At 58.6% G+C, this 17937-nt stretch carries 19 protein-coding genes; 14 read left to right on the top strand and 5 right to left on the bottom strand.

Features of this window, described 5'->3' with window-relative positions; genetic code table 11:
- Positions 1-140: 140 nt before the first annotated feature.
- From IV493_RS14065 to uraH, 8 genes are read left to right on the top strand one after another with little or no spacing between them, the layout of a single operon-like run.
- Entirely contained in the window at positions 141-926 is a 786-nt protein-coding gene (locus IV493_RS14065) for a transporter substrate-binding domain-containing protein (protein WP_147788604.1), read from the top strand.
- A gap of 10 nt (positions 927-936) precedes the next feature.
- Positions 937-1605: an amino acid ABC transporter permease gene (locus tag IV493_RS14060; protein ID WP_013356881.1), complete on the top strand. Its 669-nt coding sequence runs from the start codon at positions 937-939 to the stop codon at positions 1603-1605.
- Positions 1605-2261, top strand: coding sequence for an amino acid ABC transporter permease (locus IV493_RS14055; RefSeq protein ID WP_033784498.1), 657 nt, complete (start codon positions 1605-1607; stop codon positions 2259-2261). Before IV493_RS14060 ends, IV493_RS14055 begins: the two co-directional genes overlap by 1 nt.
- Positions 2242-2973, top strand: coding sequence for an amino acid ABC transporter ATP-binding protein (locus tag IV493_RS14050; RefSeq protein WP_013356883.1), 732 nt, complete (start codon positions 2242-2244; stop codon positions 2971-2973). Before IV493_RS14055 ends, IV493_RS14050 begins: the two co-directional genes overlap by 20 nt.
- Positions 2974-2994: 21 nt before the next feature.
- Positions 2995-4230, top strand: a complete 1236-nt coding sequence (locus tag IV493_RS14045; RefSeq protein ID WP_147788603.1) for an alanine--glyoxylate aminotransferase family protein — start codon at positions 2995-2997, stop codon at positions 4228-4230.
- The gene (hpxK, locus tag IV493_RS14040) at positions 4227-5480 is read left to right on the top strand and encodes an allantoate amidohydrolase (RefSeq protein ID WP_013356885.1); all 1254 of its coding nucleotides are present in this window, start codon (positions 4227-4229) and stop codon (positions 5478-5480) included. The genes IV493_RS14045 and hpxK overlap by 4 nt, the downstream gene beginning before the upstream one ends.
- A 2-nt stretch (positions 5481-5482) precedes the next feature.
- Positions 5483-5977, top strand: a complete 495-nt coding sequence (gene uraD / locus IV493_RS14035; RefSeq protein ID WP_013356886.1) for a 2-oxo-4-hydroxy-4-carboxy-5-ureidoimidazoline decarboxylase — start codon at positions 5483-5485, stop codon at positions 5975-5977.
- Positions 5974-6309 carry a hydroxyisourate hydrolase gene (uraH, locus tag IV493_RS14030; protein WP_013356887.1) on the top strand — a complete coding sequence of 112 codons (336 nt, stop codon included), beginning with the start codon at positions 5974-5976 and terminating at the stop codon, positions 6307-6309. The genes uraD and uraH overlap by 4 nt, the downstream gene beginning before the upstream one ends.
- Positions 6310-6320: 11 nt before the next feature.
- Here the strand turns inward: uraH and IV493_RS14025 are convergent, their stop codons facing one another.
- Both IV493_RS14025 and IV493_RS14020 read right to left on the bottom strand, forming a co-directional pair.
- Entirely contained in the window at positions 6321-7088 is a 768-nt protein-coding gene (locus IV493_RS14025; RefSeq protein WP_195857315.1) for an amidohydrolase, read from the bottom strand.
- The gene (locus IV493_RS14020; RefSeq protein ID WP_107319359.1) at positions 7076-8236 is read right to left on the bottom strand and encodes a pyridoxal phosphate-dependent aminotransferase; all 1161 of its coding nucleotides are present in this window, start codon (positions 8234-8236) and stop codon (positions 7076-7078) included. Before IV493_RS14020 ends, IV493_RS14025 begins: the two co-directional genes overlap by 13 nt.
- A gap of 305 nt (positions 8237-8541) precedes the next feature.
- Here IV493_RS14020 and IV493_RS14015 point away from each other — a divergent pair, with 305 nt between their 5' ends.
- Genes IV493_RS14015 through IV493_RS14005 form a run of 3 tightly spaced genes read left to right on the top strand, consistent with a single transcriptional unit; the run spans position 8542 to position 10380 of the window.
- Positions 8542-9156 (top strand): methylthioribulose 1-phosphate dehydratase, encoded by a 615-nt coding sequence (locus IV493_RS14015; protein WP_195857314.1) that lies wholly within the window; start codon positions 8542-8544, stop codon positions 9154-9156.
- Positions 9153-9836, top strand: a complete 684-nt coding sequence (mtnC, locus tag IV493_RS14010) for an acireductone synthase (RefSeq protein ID WP_195857313.1) — start codon at positions 9153-9155, stop codon at positions 9834-9836. Before IV493_RS14015 ends, mtnC begins: the two co-directional genes overlap by 4 nt.
- A 1-nt stretch (position 9837) precedes the next feature.
- Positions 9838-10380 carry an acireductone dioxygenase gene (locus tag IV493_RS14005; protein WP_013356892.1) on the top strand — a complete coding sequence of 181 codons (543 nt, stop codon included), beginning with the start codon at positions 9838-9840 and terminating at the stop codon, positions 10378-10380.
- 55 nt (positions 10381-10435) lie between these two features.
- Here IV493_RS14005 and mtnA read toward each other — a convergent pair whose 3' ends face one another.
- Complete coding sequence (mtnA, locus tag IV493_RS14000) at positions 10436-11458, bottom strand: S-methyl-5-thioribose-1-phosphate isomerase (RefSeq protein ID WP_013356893.1); 1023 nt, start codon at positions 11456-11458, stop codon at positions 10436-10438.
- Positions 11459-11579: 121 nt separating this feature from the next.
- On the opposite strand from mtnA, the gene mtnK reads away from it, so the two are divergent.
- Complete coding sequence (gene mtnK, locus IV493_RS13995) at positions 11580-12779, top strand: S-methyl-5-thioribose kinase (protein ID WP_195857312.1); 1200 nt, start codon at positions 11580-11582, stop codon at positions 12777-12779.
- Between the two features lie 319 nt (positions 12780-13098).
- On the opposite strand, the gene fadE is transcribed toward mtnK, so the two are convergent.
- Complete coding sequence (fadE, locus tag IV493_RS13990) at positions 13099-15549, bottom strand: acyl-CoA dehydrogenase FadE (RefSeq protein WP_195857311.1); 2451 nt, start codon at positions 15547-15549, stop codon at positions 13099-13101.
- Positions 15550-15802: 253 nt separating this feature from the next.
- On the opposite strand from fadE, the gene lpcA reads away from it, so the two are divergent.
- Together lpcA and IV493_RS13980 are read left to right on the top strand one after the other, a co-directional pair.
- Positions 15803-16381 carry a D-sedoheptulose 7-phosphate isomerase gene (lpcA, locus tag IV493_RS13985; RefSeq protein WP_013356896.1) on the top strand — a complete coding sequence of 193 codons (579 nt, stop codon included), beginning with the start codon at positions 15803-15805 and terminating at the stop codon, positions 16379-16381.
- Between the two features lie 51 nt (positions 16382-16432).
- Positions 16433-17200, top strand: a complete 768-nt coding sequence (locus IV493_RS13980; protein ID WP_013356897.1) for a class II glutamine amidotransferase — start codon at positions 16433-16435, stop codon at positions 17198-17200.
- On the opposite strand, the gene dpaA is transcribed toward IV493_RS13980, so the two are convergent.
- Positions 17171-17914, bottom strand: coding sequence for a peptidoglycan meso-diaminopimelic acid protein amidase (dpaA, locus tag IV493_RS13975; protein ID WP_033781979.1), 744 nt, complete (start codon positions 17912-17914; stop codon positions 17171-17173). The two genes, IV493_RS13980 and dpaA, sit on opposite strands and share 30 nt — an antisense overlap.
- Positions 17915-17937: the final 23 nt, after the last annotated feature.

The raw sequence follows: 17937 nt of genomic DNA, 5'->3' as shown, positions 1-17937 counted from the left end.
TGATTGCCCCGATTACGCCGGATTTCCGTTGAACTCTCTGCCGCTTAACCCTTTTTCTGTTGCTATCCGGATTGGCACATTAGTTGCAGATTGCTTGTTAAAGAATCTTTTGTTTCACGTTAATCTCACCGGGGTGCATAATGAAAAAAGCTTTGATGGCGGTAGCGACAGCGGCATTACTGATGGCACAAACGGGCAGCGCGCTGGCCGATCAACTGCAGGATATCCAGAAGCGCGGCGTCATCCGTGTTGCCGTGCCGCAGGATTTTCCACCGTTTGGCTCGGTCGGCACTGACCTGCAGCCGCAGGGATATGACATCGACACGGCAAAATACCTGGCGAAACAGATGAAACTTAAGTTGCAGCTGGTGCCGGTCAGCAGTGCCAACCGCGTGCCTTATCTGCAAACCGACAAGGTCGATCTGGTTATCTCCAGCATGGGTAAAAACGCCGAGCGTGAGAAAGTGATCGACTTCACCCGTGCCTATGCGCCGTTCTTCCTGGGCGTCTTCGGTCCGAAGGGCGATGAAATCAAAGCGGCGTCGGCTCTGAGCGGCAAGTCGATTGGCGTCACGCGCGGTGCGGTAGAAGATATGGTGCTCAGCGAAGTGGCCCCGAAAGATGCGCAGGTGAAACGCTACGAAGATAACAACACCACGTTGTCTGCGTATCTTTCTGGTCAGGTGCAGTATGTCGCAACCGGTAACCTGGTCGTCGCCGCGATTGCGCGCCAGAATCCGGCCAAAGCGCCTGTGGCGCAGTTTATGCTGAAAGATTCACCCTGCTATATCGGCCTGAAAAAAGATGAGCCTGCATTGAAAGCGAAAGTGAATGAGCTGATTGAGCAGGGCATTAAAGACGGCACGCTGAATAAACTCTCTGAAGAGTGGCTGAAAGCACCGCTGCCTGCGAACCTCGGCGCCTGAGGACGGATTCATGATCGGGCAACTTAACTTTCCCGCCCTGTGGCCCTACTGGCCGGAGCTGCTCTCCGGTCTGTGGGTCACCATCCAGCTGACGGTGCTGGCGACCACCGGTGGCGTGGCGCTCGGCATTGCGGGTGCGGCGCTGCGTAGCGGCAAACCGAGCTGGATGAGCCGTCTGTGGGGCATCTATGTCGAGCTGATCCGCAATACGCCGTTTGTGGTGCAACTGTTCTTTATCGTTTTCGGTCTGCCTGCGCTTGGGCTGAAACTCACTGCGGGTGAGGCGGCACTGCTGGCGATGCTGATTAACCTTGGCGCCTACAGCACCGAGATTATCCGCGCCGGGATTCAGGTGACGCCCAAAGGGCAGTGGGAAGCGGGACGGGTGCTGGGATTAACCCGCAGCCAGACTTTTCTGCGGGTCGTGCTGCCGCCTGCGCTGCAGCGCATTTATCCGGCGCTGGTGAGTCAGTGCATCATCGTGATGCTGGGCTCGTCGGTGGTGTCGCAGGTCTCCTATGAGGAACTGACCTTCGCCGCCAACCTGATCCAGTCGCGCACCTTCTTAAGTTTTGAGGTCTATCTGGTGACCACGCTGATCTACCTGGCGTTGTCGATTGCGATGCGCCATCTGCTGCTGGCGATTGGCCGTAAATGGTTTGGAGTGCAGCCATCATGATGACGACCTTTACCGACTGGGACATCCTGCGCAACCTGCTGCTGGCGGCGCGCTGGACCCTGTTACTGTCGCTGGTGGCCTTTATTGGCGGCACGCTGGTGACGCTGCCGCTGCTGTTTATGCGCCTGCTGCAGCGTAAATGGCTGACGCGCCTGATACGCGGTTACACCGCGCTGTTTCAGGGCACACCGCTGCTGATGCAGCTGTTCCTGGCATTTTTCGGCGTCGGCCTGTTTGGGATCGATGTCGCCCCCTGGACCGCCGCCTCACTGGCGCTGACCTTCTACACCAGCGCCTTTCTGGTGGACATCTGGTACGGCAGCATCCGCGCCCTGCCGAAAGGGCAGTGGGAAGCGTCGCGCTGCCTCGGCCTGACCTTTGGTCAGACGCTGTGGCGGGTGGTGGCACCGCAGGCGATCCGCATCGGTATCGCCCCGACAGTGGGATTCGCCGTGCAGGTGATCAAGGGCACCGCGCTGGCGTCAATTATCGGCTTCATCGAGCTGACCAAGGCGGGCACCATTCTCAACAACGTGACCTATCAGCCGTTTAAAGTCTTTGGGCTGGTGGCGCTGGGCTACTTCCTGATGTGTTATCCGCTGTCTCGCTACAGCCAGTATCTGGAGAAAAAATTCAATGCCGCTCATCACCATTAATCAGGTGCAAAAATATTACGGCGACAACCATGTGTTGAAAGGCGTGGATCTGGATATCGACATGGGCGAGGTGATCTCGATCATCGGTCGCAGCGGATCGGGTAAAAGCACGCTGCTGCGCTGTATGAACGGGCTGGAAGGCTATCAGGAGGGCAGCATCAAGCTCGGCGGGATGACGATCACCGACCGCGATTCGCAGGCGCGTGAAATCAGCCGCTCGGTCGGTATGGTGTTTCAGAGCTTCAACCTGTTCCCGCACATGACAGCGCTGGAGAACGTCATGCTGGCACCGCGCCGCGTGCTGAAGAAAAGCGAGGCCGAGTGCCGGGCGCTGGCGGCACAGATGCTGGAGAAGGTCGGACTGGGCGAACGCCTTAACTACTATCCTGCCAGCCTCTCCGGCGGGCAGCAGCAGCGCGTGGCGATCGCCCGTGCGCTGGCGATGACGCCGAAAGTTTTACTCTGTGATGAGATTACCTCCGCGCTCGATCCTGAACTGGTGGGCGAAGTGCTCAAGGTTCTGGAGCAGCTGGCGGCAGAGGGCATGACGCTGATCCTCGTCACCCATGAAATGAACTTCGCCCGCGACGTGGGCGATCGGGTGGTCTTTATGCATCAGGGGCGCGTCTGGGAGCAGGGCGACAGTAAAACGCTGTTCGCCCAGCCGCAGACGGCGGAGCTGAAGCAGTTTATTTCTTCGGTTCGTCTCTGAGTCTTAGAAAAGGAAATGATGATGGATATAACAAAATTCCCGCAACTCAATCCGCCACAGCGTTTGCTGATGGGACCGGGGCCGATCAACGCCGATCCCCGTGTGCTGCGCGCCATGTCGAGTCAGCTGCTAGGTCAGTACGATCCTGCGATGACCCACTACATGAACGAAGTGATGGCGCTCTATCGCGGCGTGTTCCGCACCGAAAACCGCTGGACGCTGCTGATTGATGGCACGTCACGTGCCGGTATCGAAGCGATTCTGCTGTCGTCTATTCGCCCTGGTGACAAAGTGCTGGTACCGGTGTTTGGCCGTTTCGGTCATCTGCTGTGCGAAATTGCCCGCCGCTGTCGTGCGGACGTGCACACCATTGAAGTGCCGTGGGGCGAAGTCTTTACCCCGGACCAGATTGAAGATGCGATCAAAAAAGTGCGACCGCGTCTGTTGCTGACCGTGCAGGGCGACACGTCGACCACCATGCTGCAACCACTGGAGCAGCTGGGCGCAATCTGCAAACAGTATGGCGTGCTGTTCTACACCGATGCGACCGCGTCGCTGGCGGGTAACGCGCTGGAAACGGACGCCTGGGGACTGGATGCGGTGTCGGCGGGGATGCAGAAATGCCTGGGCGGGCCATCGGGCACCTCGCCGGTCACCCTGAGCGCAGAGATGGAAGCCGTGATCCGCAAACGCAAATGCGTAGAGCAGGGGATCCGCACCGAAGCGCATCAGGATGGCGAAGAGGAGATGATCTACTCCAACTATTTTGATCTCGGCATGATCATGGATTACTGGGGCCCGGAGCGGCTCAACCATCACACTGAAGCGACCAGTGCGCTGTTTGGCGCGCGCGAATGCGCTCGTCTGATCCTGCAGGAGGGGCTGGATAACGGCATCGCCCGTCACAAGCTGCACGGTGAAGCGATGCTGAAAGGCATTCAGGGGATGGGGCTGGAGACCTTCGGCGACCTGAAAAACAAAATGAACAACGTGCTGGGCGTGATGATCCCGTCCGGCGTGAATGGCGATCAGGTGCGCAAACTGATGCTGGAGGATTTCGGCATTGAAATTGGCACCTCGTTTGGTCCGCTGCATGGCAAGGTCTGGCGCATCGGCACTATGGGCTACAACGCGCGTAAAGATTGCGTGATGCAGACCCTGTCGGCGCTGGAAACGGTGCTGACCTACGTCGGCTACCGCGCGCCGCAGGGTGCCGCCGCACAGGCCGCGTGGGATCACTACGGGAGCCACGCATGATGATGAGCGCCAGCGAAGCCCAGGTCGCGGCACAGCGCGTGATGGCGCGCTGCGATACGCTGGCCGCGATCAGCGAAACGGCTGAGGGACTGACCCGCGTCTACCTCTCGCCAGAACATCTGCGCGCTAACGCCTGCGTCGGTGAGTGGATGCAGGCGGCGGGAATGCAGGTGTGGCAGGATGAAGTTGGCAATATCTGTGGGCGCTACGAGGCGGCAGAAGCGGGTGCGCCTGCGCTGCTGCTCGGCTCGCATCTCGACACGGTACGCAACGCCGGGCGCTATGATGGGATGCTGGGCGTGCTCAGCGCCATTGAAACCGTGCAGTGGCTTAACGAACATCAGTGCCGTCTGCCGCTGGCGATTGAGGTGATTGGCTTCGGCGACGAAGAGGGCACCCGTTTTGGCATTACGCTGCTCGGCAGTCGCGGTATTACCGGCAGCTGGCCGCAGAGCTGGGTGACGCATCCTGACGGCAACGGCATCACCGTGGCGCAGGCGATGACCGATGTCGGGCTCGACAGCGACAGGATCGTATCTGCGGCGCGGCAGGTTGAGGACATCGTCGGCTATCTTGAGCTGCACATTGAGCAGGGCCCCTGTCTGGAGCAGGAGGAGCTGGCGCTGGGCGTGGTCACGGCGATCAACGGTGCGCGCCGCCTCAACTGCCGTTTTACCGGCGAAGCGGGCCATGCGGGCACGGTGCCGATGACGCACCGCAAAGATGCGCTGGCCGCCGCTGCCGAGTGGATGGTGTTTATCGAGCAGACCACCCGTGAGCAGGACCCGCAGCTGGTCGCTACCGTCGGTACGATTAACTGTGCGCCGGGTGCGGTGAATGTCATCCCCGGCGAGGTGTCGCTGTCACTCGACGTACGCGGTCCGCTGGACACGCCGCTGGAGACGCTGCTCTCCAGCCTGTTAACCCAGGCAGAGGCGATTGCACTGCGCCGTGGGCTTCAGTTTGAATCGAACGAATATTATCGCATCGGTGCCACCGCCTGTGACTCTGCGCTGCAACAGGCGCTGAGCCATGCGGTGGAAACGGTGCAGGGTCGCAGTCTGTCGCTGCCGAGCGGTGCCGGACACGACGCTATCGCCATCGCTGAACGCTGGCCGGTCGGCATGTTATTTGTGCGTAACCATCGCGGCATCAGTCACCATCCGGCTGAGTCGGTGGCGGTGGACGATGTGGCACCTGCGCTGCAGGCCTATTTACAGGCGGTCTCGCTGATTGCCGGACGGAGCTGAACATGGAATTAGCCACATTTAATCAGCTTTCCGCTGACGAAGCGCAGGCGGCCATCCGGCACTGTGTGGCGATCCCGCACTGGCAGCAGGCGCTGGTGGCGGCCCGGCCTTTTGCCAGCACCGATGCATTACTGGCTACTGCCGATACGCTGGCGCGTCAGTGGCAGCAGCCTGAACTGGAGGCCGCCCTGTCGGCACATCCGCGCATCGGTGAGCGCGTGAACGGCGCAGATAAGGAAGCCGCGTTGTCACGTGGCGAGCAGTCTGCAATGCAGCAGGCCGATCACGCCCTGCAACGGGCGATGCAGCAGGCTAATCAGGCGTATGAAGCACGTTTTGGCCGGGTGTTTCTGATACGCGCTAAAGGGCGCAGCGGCGAGCAGATGCTGGCAGAGTTGCAGCGTCGGTTGCAGAATGATGATATTGCCGAGCAGCAGGAGGCGCTGGATCAGCTGCGTGAAATTACCCTGTTACGCCTTAAGGAGACGATGCAATGAGTACCGTGACGACTCATATTCTTGACACGGCGCTGGGCAAACCGGCCAGCGCCGTGGCGATTTCACTGGAGCAGAACAGTCCGGAAGGGTGGTTTCCGATTTCACAGGGTGAAACGGACAGCGACGGACGTCTGAAAGATCTGACGCCCGAGCCGCTGACGCCGGGCCATTACCGTTTAACGGCGGAAATTGGCGACTATTTTGCCGCTGCCGGTCGGGATGCGCTCTACGTCAGCGCCCAGATCGATTTTGTCATTGCCGAGGCGGGCAGCCACTTCCATCTGCCGTTTCTGATTTCACCCTGGTCGTGGTCAACCTATCGCGGCAGCTAATCGTCGGCGGTTTACAGCGAAAAACGATCCGCATCCTGCCACGCCGGGAAACGCTCGCGGTAGGCCTTCAGCGCGTCCAGCGACAGCTCAGCATCCAGCCGGGCGCGCTGATGCGGCTCGGCCGCGCTGAGGATCTCGCCCTGCGGCGAAATAATCTGACTGTCGCCGCTGTAGTGATGCTGATTGCCGTCACTGCCAACACGATTACAGCCTGCCACATAAGCCTGATTTTCAATCGCCCGCGCTAACAGCAGCGCCTGCCAGTGCAGCGTACGTGGCGCTGGCCAGTTGGCAACATAGAGCGTCAGATCGTAATCGTTGCGGTTGCGCGAGAAAACCGGAAAGCGCAGGTCGTAACAGATTTGCGGCAGAATGCGCCAGCCGCGCCACTCAAACACCTGACGCTGTTCGCCGGGCAGATAGTGGTGATGTTCATCCGCCATGCGGAACAGGTGACGCTTGTCATACTGATGCAGCGTGCCGTCCGGCTCGACCAGCAGGAAGCGGTTAACCGCGCCATTGTCGGTCTGAATCGCCGCGCTGCCGCCGACCAGGGCATCGGTGCGGCGGGCATGCTGATGCAGCCATTCAACCACCTGCGCCTGTGGCAGCGAGCTTTTCGCTGCCTCCATCGCAAAGCCGGTAGTAAACATCTCCGGCAGCAGAATCAGGTCACGTCCGGTGAGTCCGGCCAGCTGCGCGTCAAAATGTCGCAGGTTGGCCTCGCCATCCATCCAGCTCAGCGTCTCCTGCAAAACGGTAATTTTTAAAGCTGACATAAGCGCTCCGCGGCGGCATCTAATGTCGCCGGCTGTTTGGCAAAACAGAGGCGGATCAGTTTATGAGGGAAAGCATCGGCGCAGAACACCGACAGCGGAATCGCGGCGACGCCCACTTCGCGGGTCAGCCACTGGCAGAAACTGACATCATCCAGATCGGAGATGGCGCTGTAATCGACCAGCAAAAAGTAGGTGCCTTCGCAGGGCAGTACCTTAAAGCGGCTGTTGCTCAGCGCCGTCGCCAGCCGATCGCGCCGGTCACGATAAAACGCCGGCAGCTCAAAATAGTGTTCCGGATGCTCACGCAGCATATCGGCAATTGCCAGCTGCGCAGGGGTATTCACCGAGAAGGTCAGGTACTGATGCACCTTGCGCAGTTCAGCGCTAATCGCCGCAGGAGCAATGCAGTAACCCACTTTCCAGCCGGTCATGTGGAACGTCTTGCCAAACGATGACACCGCAATGGCGCGCTGGCGCAGTTCAGGATGGGCCAGCACGCTGGCGTGGCCCGCCTCATCGAAACAGATGTGCTCATACACTTCGTCGCTCAGCACATAGATTGGGTGCTGAGCAATCGCCTGCCACAGCGCGGCGAAATCCTGCTGCTGCCAGACGGTGGCCGAAGGATTGTGCGGCGTATTCAGGATCACCAGCCGGGTTTTGTCACTCAGCAGCGCAGCAAATGCCTGCCAGTCCACCCGGAAGGCAGGCGGCTGCAGCGTAATGCGTTTCATCACGCCGCCCGACAGCTCCACCGCAGGGGCATAACTGTCGTAGCTGGGATCAAAGCAGATCACCTCATCGCCCGGCCGCACCAGCGCGGTAATCGCCGCATAGAGCGCTTCGGTCGCGCCCGCCGTCACCGTAATTTCCGTTTCCACATCCGGACGATAGTCATAAAGCCGCGCGGTTTTCTCTGCAATCGCCTCACGCAACGGCAGCGCACCGGTCATCGGCGCATACTGGTTCGCGCCCTGGCTGACGTGATACGCCAGCCGCTGCTGCAGATAGTCCGGGCCGCTGAAATCGGGAAAGCCCTGGGAGAGATTGATGGCGTTATGCTGCTGCGCCAGCGCACTCATCTGGCTGAAAATCGTGGTGCCGAGCAAAGGGAGTTTGCTCTCGGGGATCAGGTTGTGCTGCGTCATGGTGTCAGGCCTTAAGCGCGAAGATTGATGCGGTGTCACCCGGGGTTTGTGCCACTATAAACAGGATGGTAGTATTTGGCAATCAAGACGCTTAGACGGCTAAATGCGTCATGCTCCGCACGTCAGCAGCGTTGGCCGCGTTTGCTTACCCCGGTCACTTACTTATGTAAGCTCCCGGGGATGCGCGCACTTGCCGCCTTGCTGAGATGCGGATCATTTAGCATTTACATGCGTCATGAGCCACGCGTCGGCGGCGTTGGCTACGCGTACTTACCCGGAATCTCATTTCACCGCAAGGAACCATTATGTCGCAGAGTCTTCCGTTAGATCAGCTGGTTGCTGCCTGTCACTGGATTGGGGCGAAAGGCTGGGCACCCGCCACCGGCGGCAATATGTCCGTGCGCCGCGATGAACATGTCTGCCTGCTGAGTGAATCGGGTAAAGATAAAGGCACGCTGACGCGGGATGACTTTATCGAGGTCGACATTGCCACCAGCCAGTCGCTCTCTGGCCGTAAGCCGTCGGCTGAAACCGGGCTGCACACGATGATCTATCGCCTTTTTCCCGAGGCGGGTGCGGTGCTGCATACCCACACGGTGAATTCGACCGTGCTGTCGCGGGTGGAGCAGGGCGCGGCGCTGCTGCTGCACGGCTATGAGATGCAGAAATCGTTAAGTGGCCAGCACACCCATCTGGATACGCTGGCGATTCCCGTATTCGACAACAGTCAGGACATTGCGGCGTTGGCGTCAGAAATTGAAGATTACGCCGCCCGCTTTCCGCTGCATTATGGCTTCCTGCTGCGCGGCCACGGCTTAACCTGCTGGGGCCGGGATGTCAGCGAAGCCCGCCGTCATCTGGAAGGTCTGGAATTTTTATTCGAATGTGAACGTCAACGTCGCCTGCTGGAGAAAACATGATTCGCGCCATTGTTACTGATATCGAAGGCACCACCAGCGATATTCGCTTTGTACATAACATCCTGTTTCCCTATGCCCGCCAGCACCTGCCGGACTTCGTGCGTGACAATGCGCAGCAGCCTGAGGTGGCGGCGGCGCTGCAGTCGGTACGTGAAGAGGCCGGTCAGCTGCAGGCCGATCTGGACGGGGTGACGGACATTCTGCTGGGCTTTATGGACCAGGATCGCAAATCCACCGGCCTGAAAGCGCTGCAGGGGATGATCTGGCGCGACGGCTACGTGAACGGCAGTTTTACCGGTCATCTCTATCCCGACGTCCTCCCAGCACTCACCCGCTGGAAGGCACAGGGTATTGAAATTTATGTATATTCCTCCGGATCGGTTGCGGCGCAGAAATTGTTATTTGGCTACAGCGACGAAGGTGATATTACTGGCCTGTTCAGCGGCTATTTTGACACCCACGTCGGCACCAAGCGTGAAGTCACGGCTTATCGCGCTATCGCCGCTGAAATGGGTCAGCCAGCGGCGCAGCTGCTGTTTCTCTCCGATATTCATCAGGAGCTGGATGCCGCCGCGGAGGCGGGCTGGCAGACGTTGCAATTACTGCGTGGCGAGGCGGATGACGAGAGCCGCCATCGTCAGGTGACGGATTTTTCCCAGATTAACCCGGAGTCGATTTAGGATGAGCGCACTGACTATTTTTACCGACCGCGAAGCCAGCCAGCCGGTGTGGTACAGCACCGACGCAGAAGCGATTCGTGACCGTCTGAATGCTAAAGGCGTCCGTTTTGAACGCTGGGAAGCCGATCGCGATTTGGGTGAAAACCCGGATGCCGAAACGGTGATCAACGCCTATCAGCATGCGATCGATCGGCTGGTGGCGGAGAAGGGCTATCAGAGCTGGGACGTGATCAGCATGCGTGCCGACAATCCGCAGAAAACCGTGCTGCGCGAGAAGTTTCTCAATGAGCATACGCACGGCGAAGATGAGGTGCGTTTCTTTGTCGAGGGGGCCGGGCTGTTCTGCCTGCATCTGGATGGCGAGATCCTGCAGATCCTGTGCGAGAAAAATGATCTGATCTCGGTGCCCGCGGGCACCCCGCACTGGTTCGATATGGGATCGTCACCGCACTTCACGGCGATTCGGATTTTCGATAATCAGGAAGGCTGGGTAGCGAACTTTACCGGCGACAAGATCGCGGATGCCTATCCGCGTCTGGCGTAATCTTTCAGCCGATGTGCGAGGCGTCTGCCATCAGCGGCAAACGCCTCGCAGCGCGTTACTGCGGCTGGAAGATGCCGTTCTGTACCTGGTCAGGCGTGACCACGCCGGTATCCAGTACCCAGCCGCTGATCAGGGCGGCAGGCGTGACATCGAACGCCGGGTTGTAAACCTTCGCCGCTTCCGGTGCCCACTGTACGCTGCCAAAACTGCCGGCCACGCCTGTCACTTCGCTGGCGGCGCGCTGCTCGATGGGAATCGCTGCGCCGTCAGGACAGCTGCGATCCAGCGTGGTATGGGGAGCCGCCACGTAAAATGGAATCTGATGATAATGCGCCAGCACCGCCAGGCTGTAGGTGCCAATCTTATTGGCGACATCGCCGTTGGCGGCAATGCGGTCAGCGCCAACCCACACCGCATCTACCTCGCCACGGGCCATCAGGCTGGCGGCCATGGAATCGGTGATCAGCGTGTAAGGAACCGCCAGTTCGCCCAGCTCCCAGGCGGTCAACCGGCCACCCTGTAGCAGCGGGCGGGTTTCATCCACCCAGACATTCTTAACCAGCCCCTGCTGATGGGCGCGGGCAATAACGCCCAGCGCGGTGCCCACGCCAGCAGTGGCCAGCCCGCCGGTATTGCAGTGGGTCAGCAACTGGCTGTTGGGTTTTACGAGTGTGCAACCTGCGTCTGCGATGGCGTCGCACAGTTGCTTATCCTCCTGCACCAGCCGCCAGGCTTCTTCAACCAGCGCGGGGACAAAGTCCGGCTGAGCCAGCGCCACTTTCATCCGATCCAGGTTGTTCATCAGGTTGACGGCAGTAGGGCGGGCGGCGCGCAGCGTCTCCAGCGCCTGTGCCAGTTCAGCGCGCGTCAGTCCCTGTTCTGCCAGCAGCGCCAGCAACAGCGAAGCGGAGAGACCAATCAGCGGCGCACCGCGCACCCGCAGCGCATGAATATGTTCAACCAGCTGAGGCACGCTGTGCGCAGGCAGCCAGTTTTTCTGCTGCGGCAGCGCCTGCTGATCCAGAATCCAGAGCTGATTGTCACGAACCTGTAAACTGGTGGTTTGAAGTGTCTGCATTGTGGGTGAAATCCATGTTGCGTTAATGATACGTATTGTGCCAACATGCTGAACGGATGTATAGACGTCTGAACGGCTTATTACACCTGAGTGACCCCCTTCGAACGATGAGGAACAGGCAATGTCGCAATACCGTACTTTTACTGCTGCTGATGCTGTGGAGTATGCCCGACAATTTGGCGGCGTGGACAATCCTGCCGCGCTGAGCAGCGCAGAAGAGATTGGTGATGGCAACCTCAACCTGGTGTTTAAGATTTATGACGATCAGGGCAACAGTCGCGTCATCGTCAAGCAGGCACTGCCCTATGTGCGCTGCGTGGGGGAGTCCTGGCCGCTGACGCTGGATCGGGCGCGGCTGGAAGCGCAGACCCTGGTCGAGCACTACAAGTATTGTCCGCAGCACACGGTGAAGATCACCCATTATGATGCGGAGCTGGCAGTGATGGTGATGGAAGATCTTTCCAGCCATCGCATCTGGCGCGGCGAGCTGGTGAAGGGCGTGTATTATCCGGAAGCGGCGCAGCAGCTAGGCGACTATCTGGCGCAGACTCTGTTCCATACCTCCGATTTCATCCTGCATCCACATCAGAAAAAAGCGGAAGTGGCGCGTTTTATTAATCCGGAAATGTGTGAAATCACCGAAGATCTTTTCTTCAACGATCCCTACACCAACCATGAGCGCAACAGCTATCCCGCGGCGCTTGAGCCGCTGGTCGCCAGCCTGCGTGATGATGATGCGTTACGCATTGCGGTGGGCGGCCTTAAACATCGCTTCTTTGCCCATGCTGAAGCCTTGCTGCATGGCGATATTCACAGTGGCTCAATTTTCGTTGCGGACGGCAGTCTGAAAGCGATTGATGCAGAATTTGGCTATTTTGGCCCCATCGGGTTTGATATTGGCACTGCTATCGGCAATCTGCTGATTAACTACTGTGGTCTGCCGGGGCTGCTGCCTCCGCGTGAAGCCGCCGATGCACGTGAACAGCGCCTCAGCGATGTTCACACCCTCTGGACGACCTTTGCGTCAGGCTTCCTGGCGCTGGCAGCTGAGAAAACCCGCGATGAGGCGATGGGTTATCCAGGCTATGCGGCGGCGTTTCTGCGTAAAGTGTGGGCCGATACCATCGGTTACTGCGGCACGGAACTGATTCGCCGCACGGTGGGGATGTCACATGTAGCGGATATGAAGCTGATTGCCGATCCGGCGATGCGTATCGACTGCATCCGTAATGCGATTAACCTGGGACGCACGCTGATTCTGGCCGCCGATCACGTAGAAGATGTGGATGCGCTGATTGCCCGTATCCGTCAGGCGGGATAAAAAAGGCCGACGTGATGTCGGCCTGTAAAGCAGTACTGGCTCAGGGAGCATACGCCCTCCCTTGCTCGCCCGGCCCGTAGCACGGGATGCTTTCCTTTTCTGACCCTGTTCCCTGCGCTTTGGGCTTAATCATTGCGGTCAGATTTCCCCTGATTTGGCATAGTGTCGCCCTCCTGATGAAGAGCGCTGAACTTCAAGCGATAGGAGCATACGCCTGGAGTAAAGCATCGCGGGCCATGGATGGCCCGCGCTGAGCATGCCATGGATGGCGTTTTTGCGTCTTTACGGAGGGCGTATGCTCCCTGAGCAGACGCTAATCCTATGCCGCCTCACTCGCCCGTGACGCAGGCTGAGGGGCTTTCTCCGGCACCGGTACTGCCAGTGCCTCCGGCTCAAACTCATCAACGTTAATCGACCGCAGACGACTGGCTTCAGCACGCTGCAACACATCCGCCTCTTTAGCATCAATCCAGCCCTGCTCCAGCGCGCGCTTCGCCAGCGCGTCCAGCCGGGTAAAGGAGAGGTGCTGCTTCGTCTGTTTGCACAGCCTGTCGTGGATCACTTCTGCCGCCATTACATCCTGCAGCGCCTGTTCCAGCTGACCGGCAGGGTTGTGCTCACTCGGCGTCAGGTACATGCCACGGCCCAGACGGCTACGGGTAGCTGACGGCTGCTGCAGCATTTTTGCCAGCTGATGGTCCAGGCGATCGGATGGCGCAGGGCAGTGATGACCGCCAGCAAAAATGGTCATCCGCAGTGCGCCGGCTACCAGACGGTTCGGGAAGTTACGCAGCAGATCGTCGATAGCCACTTCCGCCTGATGCAGCGCATCCTGCACGCCCCAGTGAACCAGCGGCAGATCGGCTTCGTTGCGGCCTTCATCGTCATAGCGTTTCAGCGTCGCGGAAGCGAGATAGAGCTGGCTCAGTACATCGCCCAGACGCGCCGAGATACGCTCGCGACGTTTCAGGCTGCCGCCCAGTACCGCCATCGACACATCAGAGAGCAACGCCAGATTGGCACTGATGCGGTTCAGGTGCTGGTAATAACGGCGGGTGCCATCGCGGGTCGGGCTGGCGCTGGTACGTCCGGCGGTTAAGCCCAGCCACAGGCTGCGCAGGGTGCTGCTGCCCACATAACCGATATGGCTGAACAGCGCGTGATCAAACGCGTTCACATCGTTGCTGGCGGCGGCTGCCATCTCCTGCAGCACATAAGGATGGCAGCGAATCGCGCCCTGTCCGAAGATAATCATGCTGCGGGTCAGAATGTTAGCGCCTTCCACCGTGATAGCGATCGGTGCGCCCTGATAGGCACGGGCCAGGAAGTTGCTGTTGCCGAGCATGATGCCTTTACCGCCCGCAATATCCATGGCGTCGATAATGGCGCGCTGGCCGCGATGGGTGCAGTGATATTTCACAATCGCCGACAGCACCGCCGGTTTTTCACCCTGCATAATCCCGGCGGTAATCAGCGTCGCTGCCGCATCCATCACGTAAGCGTTACCGGCGATGCGCGCCAGCGGCTCTTCAATCCCTTCCATCTTACCGATTGAAACCCGGAACTGACGGCGGATATGGGCATAGGCCCCTGTCGCCAGCGCCACACTTTTCAGGCTGCCGGTTGAGTTCGAGGGCAGCGTAATGCCGCGGCCCACTGACAGACACTCCACCAGCATCCGCCAGCCCTGTCCGGCCATTTCCGGCCCGCCGATAATATAGTCAATCGGTACAAAGATATTATTGCCGCGCGTTGGGCCGTTCTGGAATGGTACGTTAAGCGGGAAGTGGCGATGGCCAATTTCCACGCCGGGGGTATGAGTCGGGATCAACGCACAGGTAATGCCAGGATTCTCGTTGTCGCTGAGCAGATGCTCCGGGTCAGAGAGTTTAAACGCCAGGCCCAGCACGGTGGCGATCGGTGCCAGCGTGATGTAGCGCTTGTTCCAGGTCAGGCGCATGCCCAGCACCTGCTGACCCTTCCATTCACCCATGCAGACGACGCCGGTATCGGGGATTGCGCCGGCATCTGAACCCGCTTCCGGGCTGGTCAGCGCAAAGCAGGGGATCTCATCGCCGCGTGCCAGCCGCGGTAAATAGTGATTTTTCTGCTCTTCGGTGCCGTAATGCTGCAGCAATTCGCCCGGACCCAGTGAGTTAGGCACGCCCACGGTAATCGCCAGAATCCCGGAGACGCCAGACAGTTTTTGCAACACACAGGCCTGCGCATAGGCGGAGAAATCGAGTCCGCCATACTCTTTCTTAATGATCATCGCGAAGAAACGATGCTCTTTCAGATAGGCCCAGAGTTCCGGCGGCATATCGGCCAGCTCGTGGGTGATCTGGAAATCGTTAGCCATGCGGCACGCTTCTTCGACCGGGCCATCAAGAAAAGCCTGCTCTTCGGCGGTGAGGCGCGGCTGTGGATAGCTGTGCAGCTTCTGCCAGTCAGGTTTGCCTTGGAACAGATCACCTTCCCACCAGGTGGTGCCCGCATCAATCGCTTCTTTCTCGGTGCGCGACATCGGCGGCATCACCTTCTGGAAGCGCTGAAAGATCGGCTTTGAAAACAGGCTGCGGCGCAGTGCCGGCAGGTTAAATGGCAGCAGAACGATCGCCAGCGGCAGCAGCAGCCACGGCGTCCAGAGGTGAGCGACAGCCATCGCCGCAGTCCACAGCAACAGGATTGCGCTACTGAGCCGTAACGACAGGCGGTGATAGAACAGAGCGCCAATCAGCGCCAGCGTGGCAAATATTGAAACAATTATCATGATGAATCGCTCCAGGAAGTAAGAGGTCTGACCTGTTGTGTAGAGAGGTTTAGAGTAGTTGGCGGGATTTATCAATTTGTTTACATCGCAATTACAACCTGCCTCACAAAAACCGTTTTTAGCCCATTTTTGCATCAACTGTGGCAATGTTAATCGCCGCCACTGCCTGGCCGGACATGGCATGACGCTTTGCGCTGACCGGCCATTCCGTTAAACTTGCTGCGATTAACCTCTCCTAAAAAAGGACATCCCTATGTACCAGGACATCATCCGCTCTGAGCTTAATGAAGCTGCTGATACGCTGACAAAATTCCTCAGCGATGACGCCAATATTCATGCGATCCAACGTGCTGCGGTGCTGCTGGCTGACAGCTTCAAGGCGGGCGGCAAGGTGCTTTCCTGCGGTAACGGCGGTTCACATTGTGATGCCATGCACTTCGCCGAAGAGCTGACCGGTCGCTACCGTGAAAATCGTCCTGGCTATCCGGCGATTGCCATCTCAGATGTCAGCCATCTCTCCTGCGTCAGTAATGACTTTGGTTATGACTATGTCTTTTCGCGCTATGTGGAAGCGGTAGGACGACCAGGCGATGTGTTGCTGGGCCTCTCAACCTCCGGGAACTCTGCCAATATTATTAAAGCGATTGAAGCTGCACGTGCGCAGGGGATGAAAGTGATCACCCTGACCGGTAAAGATGGCGGTAAGATGGCAGGCAGTGCCGATATTGAAATCCGCGTGCCACACTTTGGTTATGCCGATCGCATTCAGGAGATCCACATTAAAGTGATCCATATCCTGATGCTGCTGATCGAAAAAGAGATGGTGAAGTAACAGCGTGGGCCTCCCGCCTGACGGGAGGCCTCAAAATCAGAGGTGGTGGCTATGTGCGAATTGCTCGGGATGAGCGCCAATGTTCCCACGGATATCTGTTTCAGCTTTACCGGACTGGTTCAGCGTGGCGGTGGAACCGGGCCTCACAAAGATGGCTGGGGCATTACCTTTTACGAAGATAAAGGTTGTCGTACGTTTAAAGATCCGCTGCCGAGCTTTAACTCGCCGATTGCGCGTCTGGTGCAGGAGTATCCGATCAAATCGCATTCGGTGGTGGCGCACATCCGCCAGGCGAATCGTGGTCAGGTGTCGCTGGAAAACACCCATCCATTTACCCGCGAGCTGTGGGGCCGAAACTGGACCTATGCGCACAACGGTCAGCTTAAGGGCTATCGTCAGCTGGAGACCGGTACATTCCGGCCGGTGGGTGAAACGGACAGTGAGAAGGCGTTCTGCTGGATCCTGCATCAGCTGGCGACGCGCTATCCACGCACGCCGGGCAACTGGCCTGCGGTGTTTCGTTTTATCGGAGAGCTGGCCGGTTCGTTGCGGCAGAAGGGCGTGTTTAACATGCTGTTGTCAGATGGCCGCTATCTGATGGCCTTCTGCTCCACCAACCTGTTCTGGATCACCCGCCGGGCACCGTTTGGCCGGGCGCAATTACTGGATCAGGATGTGGAGGTTGATTTTCAGCAGCACACCACGCCGCATGACGTGGTGACGGTGATTGCTACGCAGCCACTGACGGCCAATGAAACCTGGCAGCGGATTGCGCCAGGTGAATGGGCGTTATTCTGCCTTGGAGAGCGCCAGGAATGAACGTGAAGCGGCTTCGGGACTGGCTAACACCGGTGCCGGGCTGCTGTTCATCACATATTTCCCGCTGGTAACATTGACCATCGGCGGCTGGTGATATTTCGCAAAGTACGCATAGCCCGGCTGCAACTGCTGCCAGAAACTGGCGTCGCTGGAGTAGCGGTGACGCTGCATGTTGCTGTCGGTCATGCGGAACGGATAGATGCTGATGCCAACATCCTGCTGACCGTTACGCAGCGCCGCGTTCACATAGGTAAAAATCTCATCCATATAGGCGTTGGTCATGGCATAGCAGCCAATTGACTTACAGTCGCCATGAATCATCAGGTAGTTGCCGCTATACCCCTGATTACGATCGTACTGATTCGGGAAGCCGATGTTGATCGCGCGATAAAAGCGGCTATCCGGCTTCAGCTGATTCAGCTTCACGTTGTAAAAACCTTCCGGGCTTTTGAAATCGCCTTCACGACGTTTCGGGCCGAGGCCGCCAGAAAAGTTACAGATGCGATAGGTATCCAGCAGGCGGAATTCGTTACCGATTTTGCCGTAGAGTTCGAGCGTGCGTTCTTCCTTGAAGATCTGGATGTAGACCGGGGTGCCGAGTAACTGCTTTTTTAATTCTTTGCTGACCGGTGCCGCTGAGACGGGTTCGGGTGTCATTGCCATGCTGAGGGCTGGCAGTAAAATCATCGCAAACAGGAGTGCGATTTTGCCCATGCTGTGTATACCTTGAGGTGAAG

Source organism: Pantoea sp. SM3640 (assembly GCF_015654165.1).
GTDB classification, from domain to species: domain Bacteria; phylum Pseudomonadota; class Gammaproteobacteria; order Enterobacterales; family Enterobacteriaceae; genus Pantoea; species Pantoea vagans.
Note: the sequence above shows the minus strand (reverse complement) of the source record. Positions and strands in the feature narration are given on the sequence as shown.

Bases quoted from the DNA above. Each gene is read 5' to 3' on its own strand.
- IV493_RS14065 (WP_147788604.1), top strand. From the start codon at position 141: ATGAAAAAAGCTTTGATGGCGGTAGCGACAGCGGCATTACTGATGGCA.
- IV493_RS14060 (WP_013356881.1), top strand. From the start codon at position 937: ATGATCGGGCAACTTAACTTTCCCGCCCTGTGGCCCTACTGGCCGGAG.
- IV493_RS14055 (WP_033784498.1), top strand. From the start codon at position 1,605: ATGACGACCTTTACCGACTGGGACATCCTGCGCAACCTGCTGCTGGCG.
- IV493_RS14050 (WP_013356883.1), top strand. From the start codon at position 2,242: ATGCCGCTCATCACCATTAATCAGGTGCAAAAATATTACGGCGACAAC.
- IV493_RS14045 (WP_147788603.1), top strand. From the start codon at position 2,995: ATGGATATAACAAAATTCCCGCAACTCAATCCGCCACAGCGTTTGCTG.
- hpxK (WP_013356885.1), top strand. From the start codon at position 4,227: ATGATGATGAGCGCCAGCGAAGCCCAGGTCGCGGCACAGCGCGTGATG.
- uraD (WP_013356886.1), top strand. From the start codon at position 5,483: ATGGAATTAGCCACATTTAATCAGCTTTCCGCTGACGAAGCGCAGGCG.
- uraH (WP_013356887.1), top strand. From the start codon at position 5,974: ATGAGTACCGTGACGACTCATATTCTTGACACGGCGCTGGGCAAACCG.
- IV493_RS14025 (WP_195857315.1), bottom strand. From the start codon at position 7,088: ATGTCAGCTTTAAAAATTACCGTTTTGCAGGAGACGCTGAGCTGGATG.
- IV493_RS14020 (WP_107319359.1), bottom strand. From the start codon at position 8,236: ATGACGCAGCACAACCTGATCCCCGAGAGCAAACTCCCTTTGCTCGGC.
- IV493_RS14015 (WP_195857314.1), top strand. From the start codon at position 8,542: ATGTCGCAGAGTCTTCCGTTAGATCAGCTGGTTGCTGCCTGTCACTGG.
- mtnC (WP_195857313.1), top strand. From the start codon at position 9,153: ATGATTCGCGCCATTGTTACTGATATCGAAGGCACCACCAGCGATATT.
- IV493_RS14005 (WP_013356892.1), top strand. From the start codon at position 9,838: ATGAGCGCACTGACTATTTTTACCGACCGCGAAGCCAGCCAGCCGGTG.
- mtnA (WP_013356893.1), bottom strand. From the start codon at position 11,458: ATGCAGACACTTCAAACCACCAGTTTACAGGTTCGTGACAATCAGCTC.
- mtnK (WP_195857312.1), top strand. From the start codon at position 11,580: ATGTCGCAATACCGTACTTTTACTGCTGCTGATGCTGTGGAGTATGCC.
- fadE (WP_195857311.1), bottom strand. From the start codon at position 15,549: ATGATAATTGTTTCAATATTTGCCACGCTGGCGCTGATTGGCGCTCTG.
- lpcA (WP_013356896.1), top strand. From the start codon at position 15,803: ATGTACCAGGACATCATCCGCTCTGAGCTTAATGAAGCTGCTGATACG.
- IV493_RS13980 (WP_013356897.1), top strand. From the start codon at position 16,433: ATGTGCGAATTGCTCGGGATGAGCGCCAATGTTCCCACGGATATCTGT.
- dpaA (WP_033781979.1), bottom strand. From the start codon at position 17,914: ATGGGCAAAATCGCACTCCTGTTTGCGATGATTTTACTGCCAGCCCTC.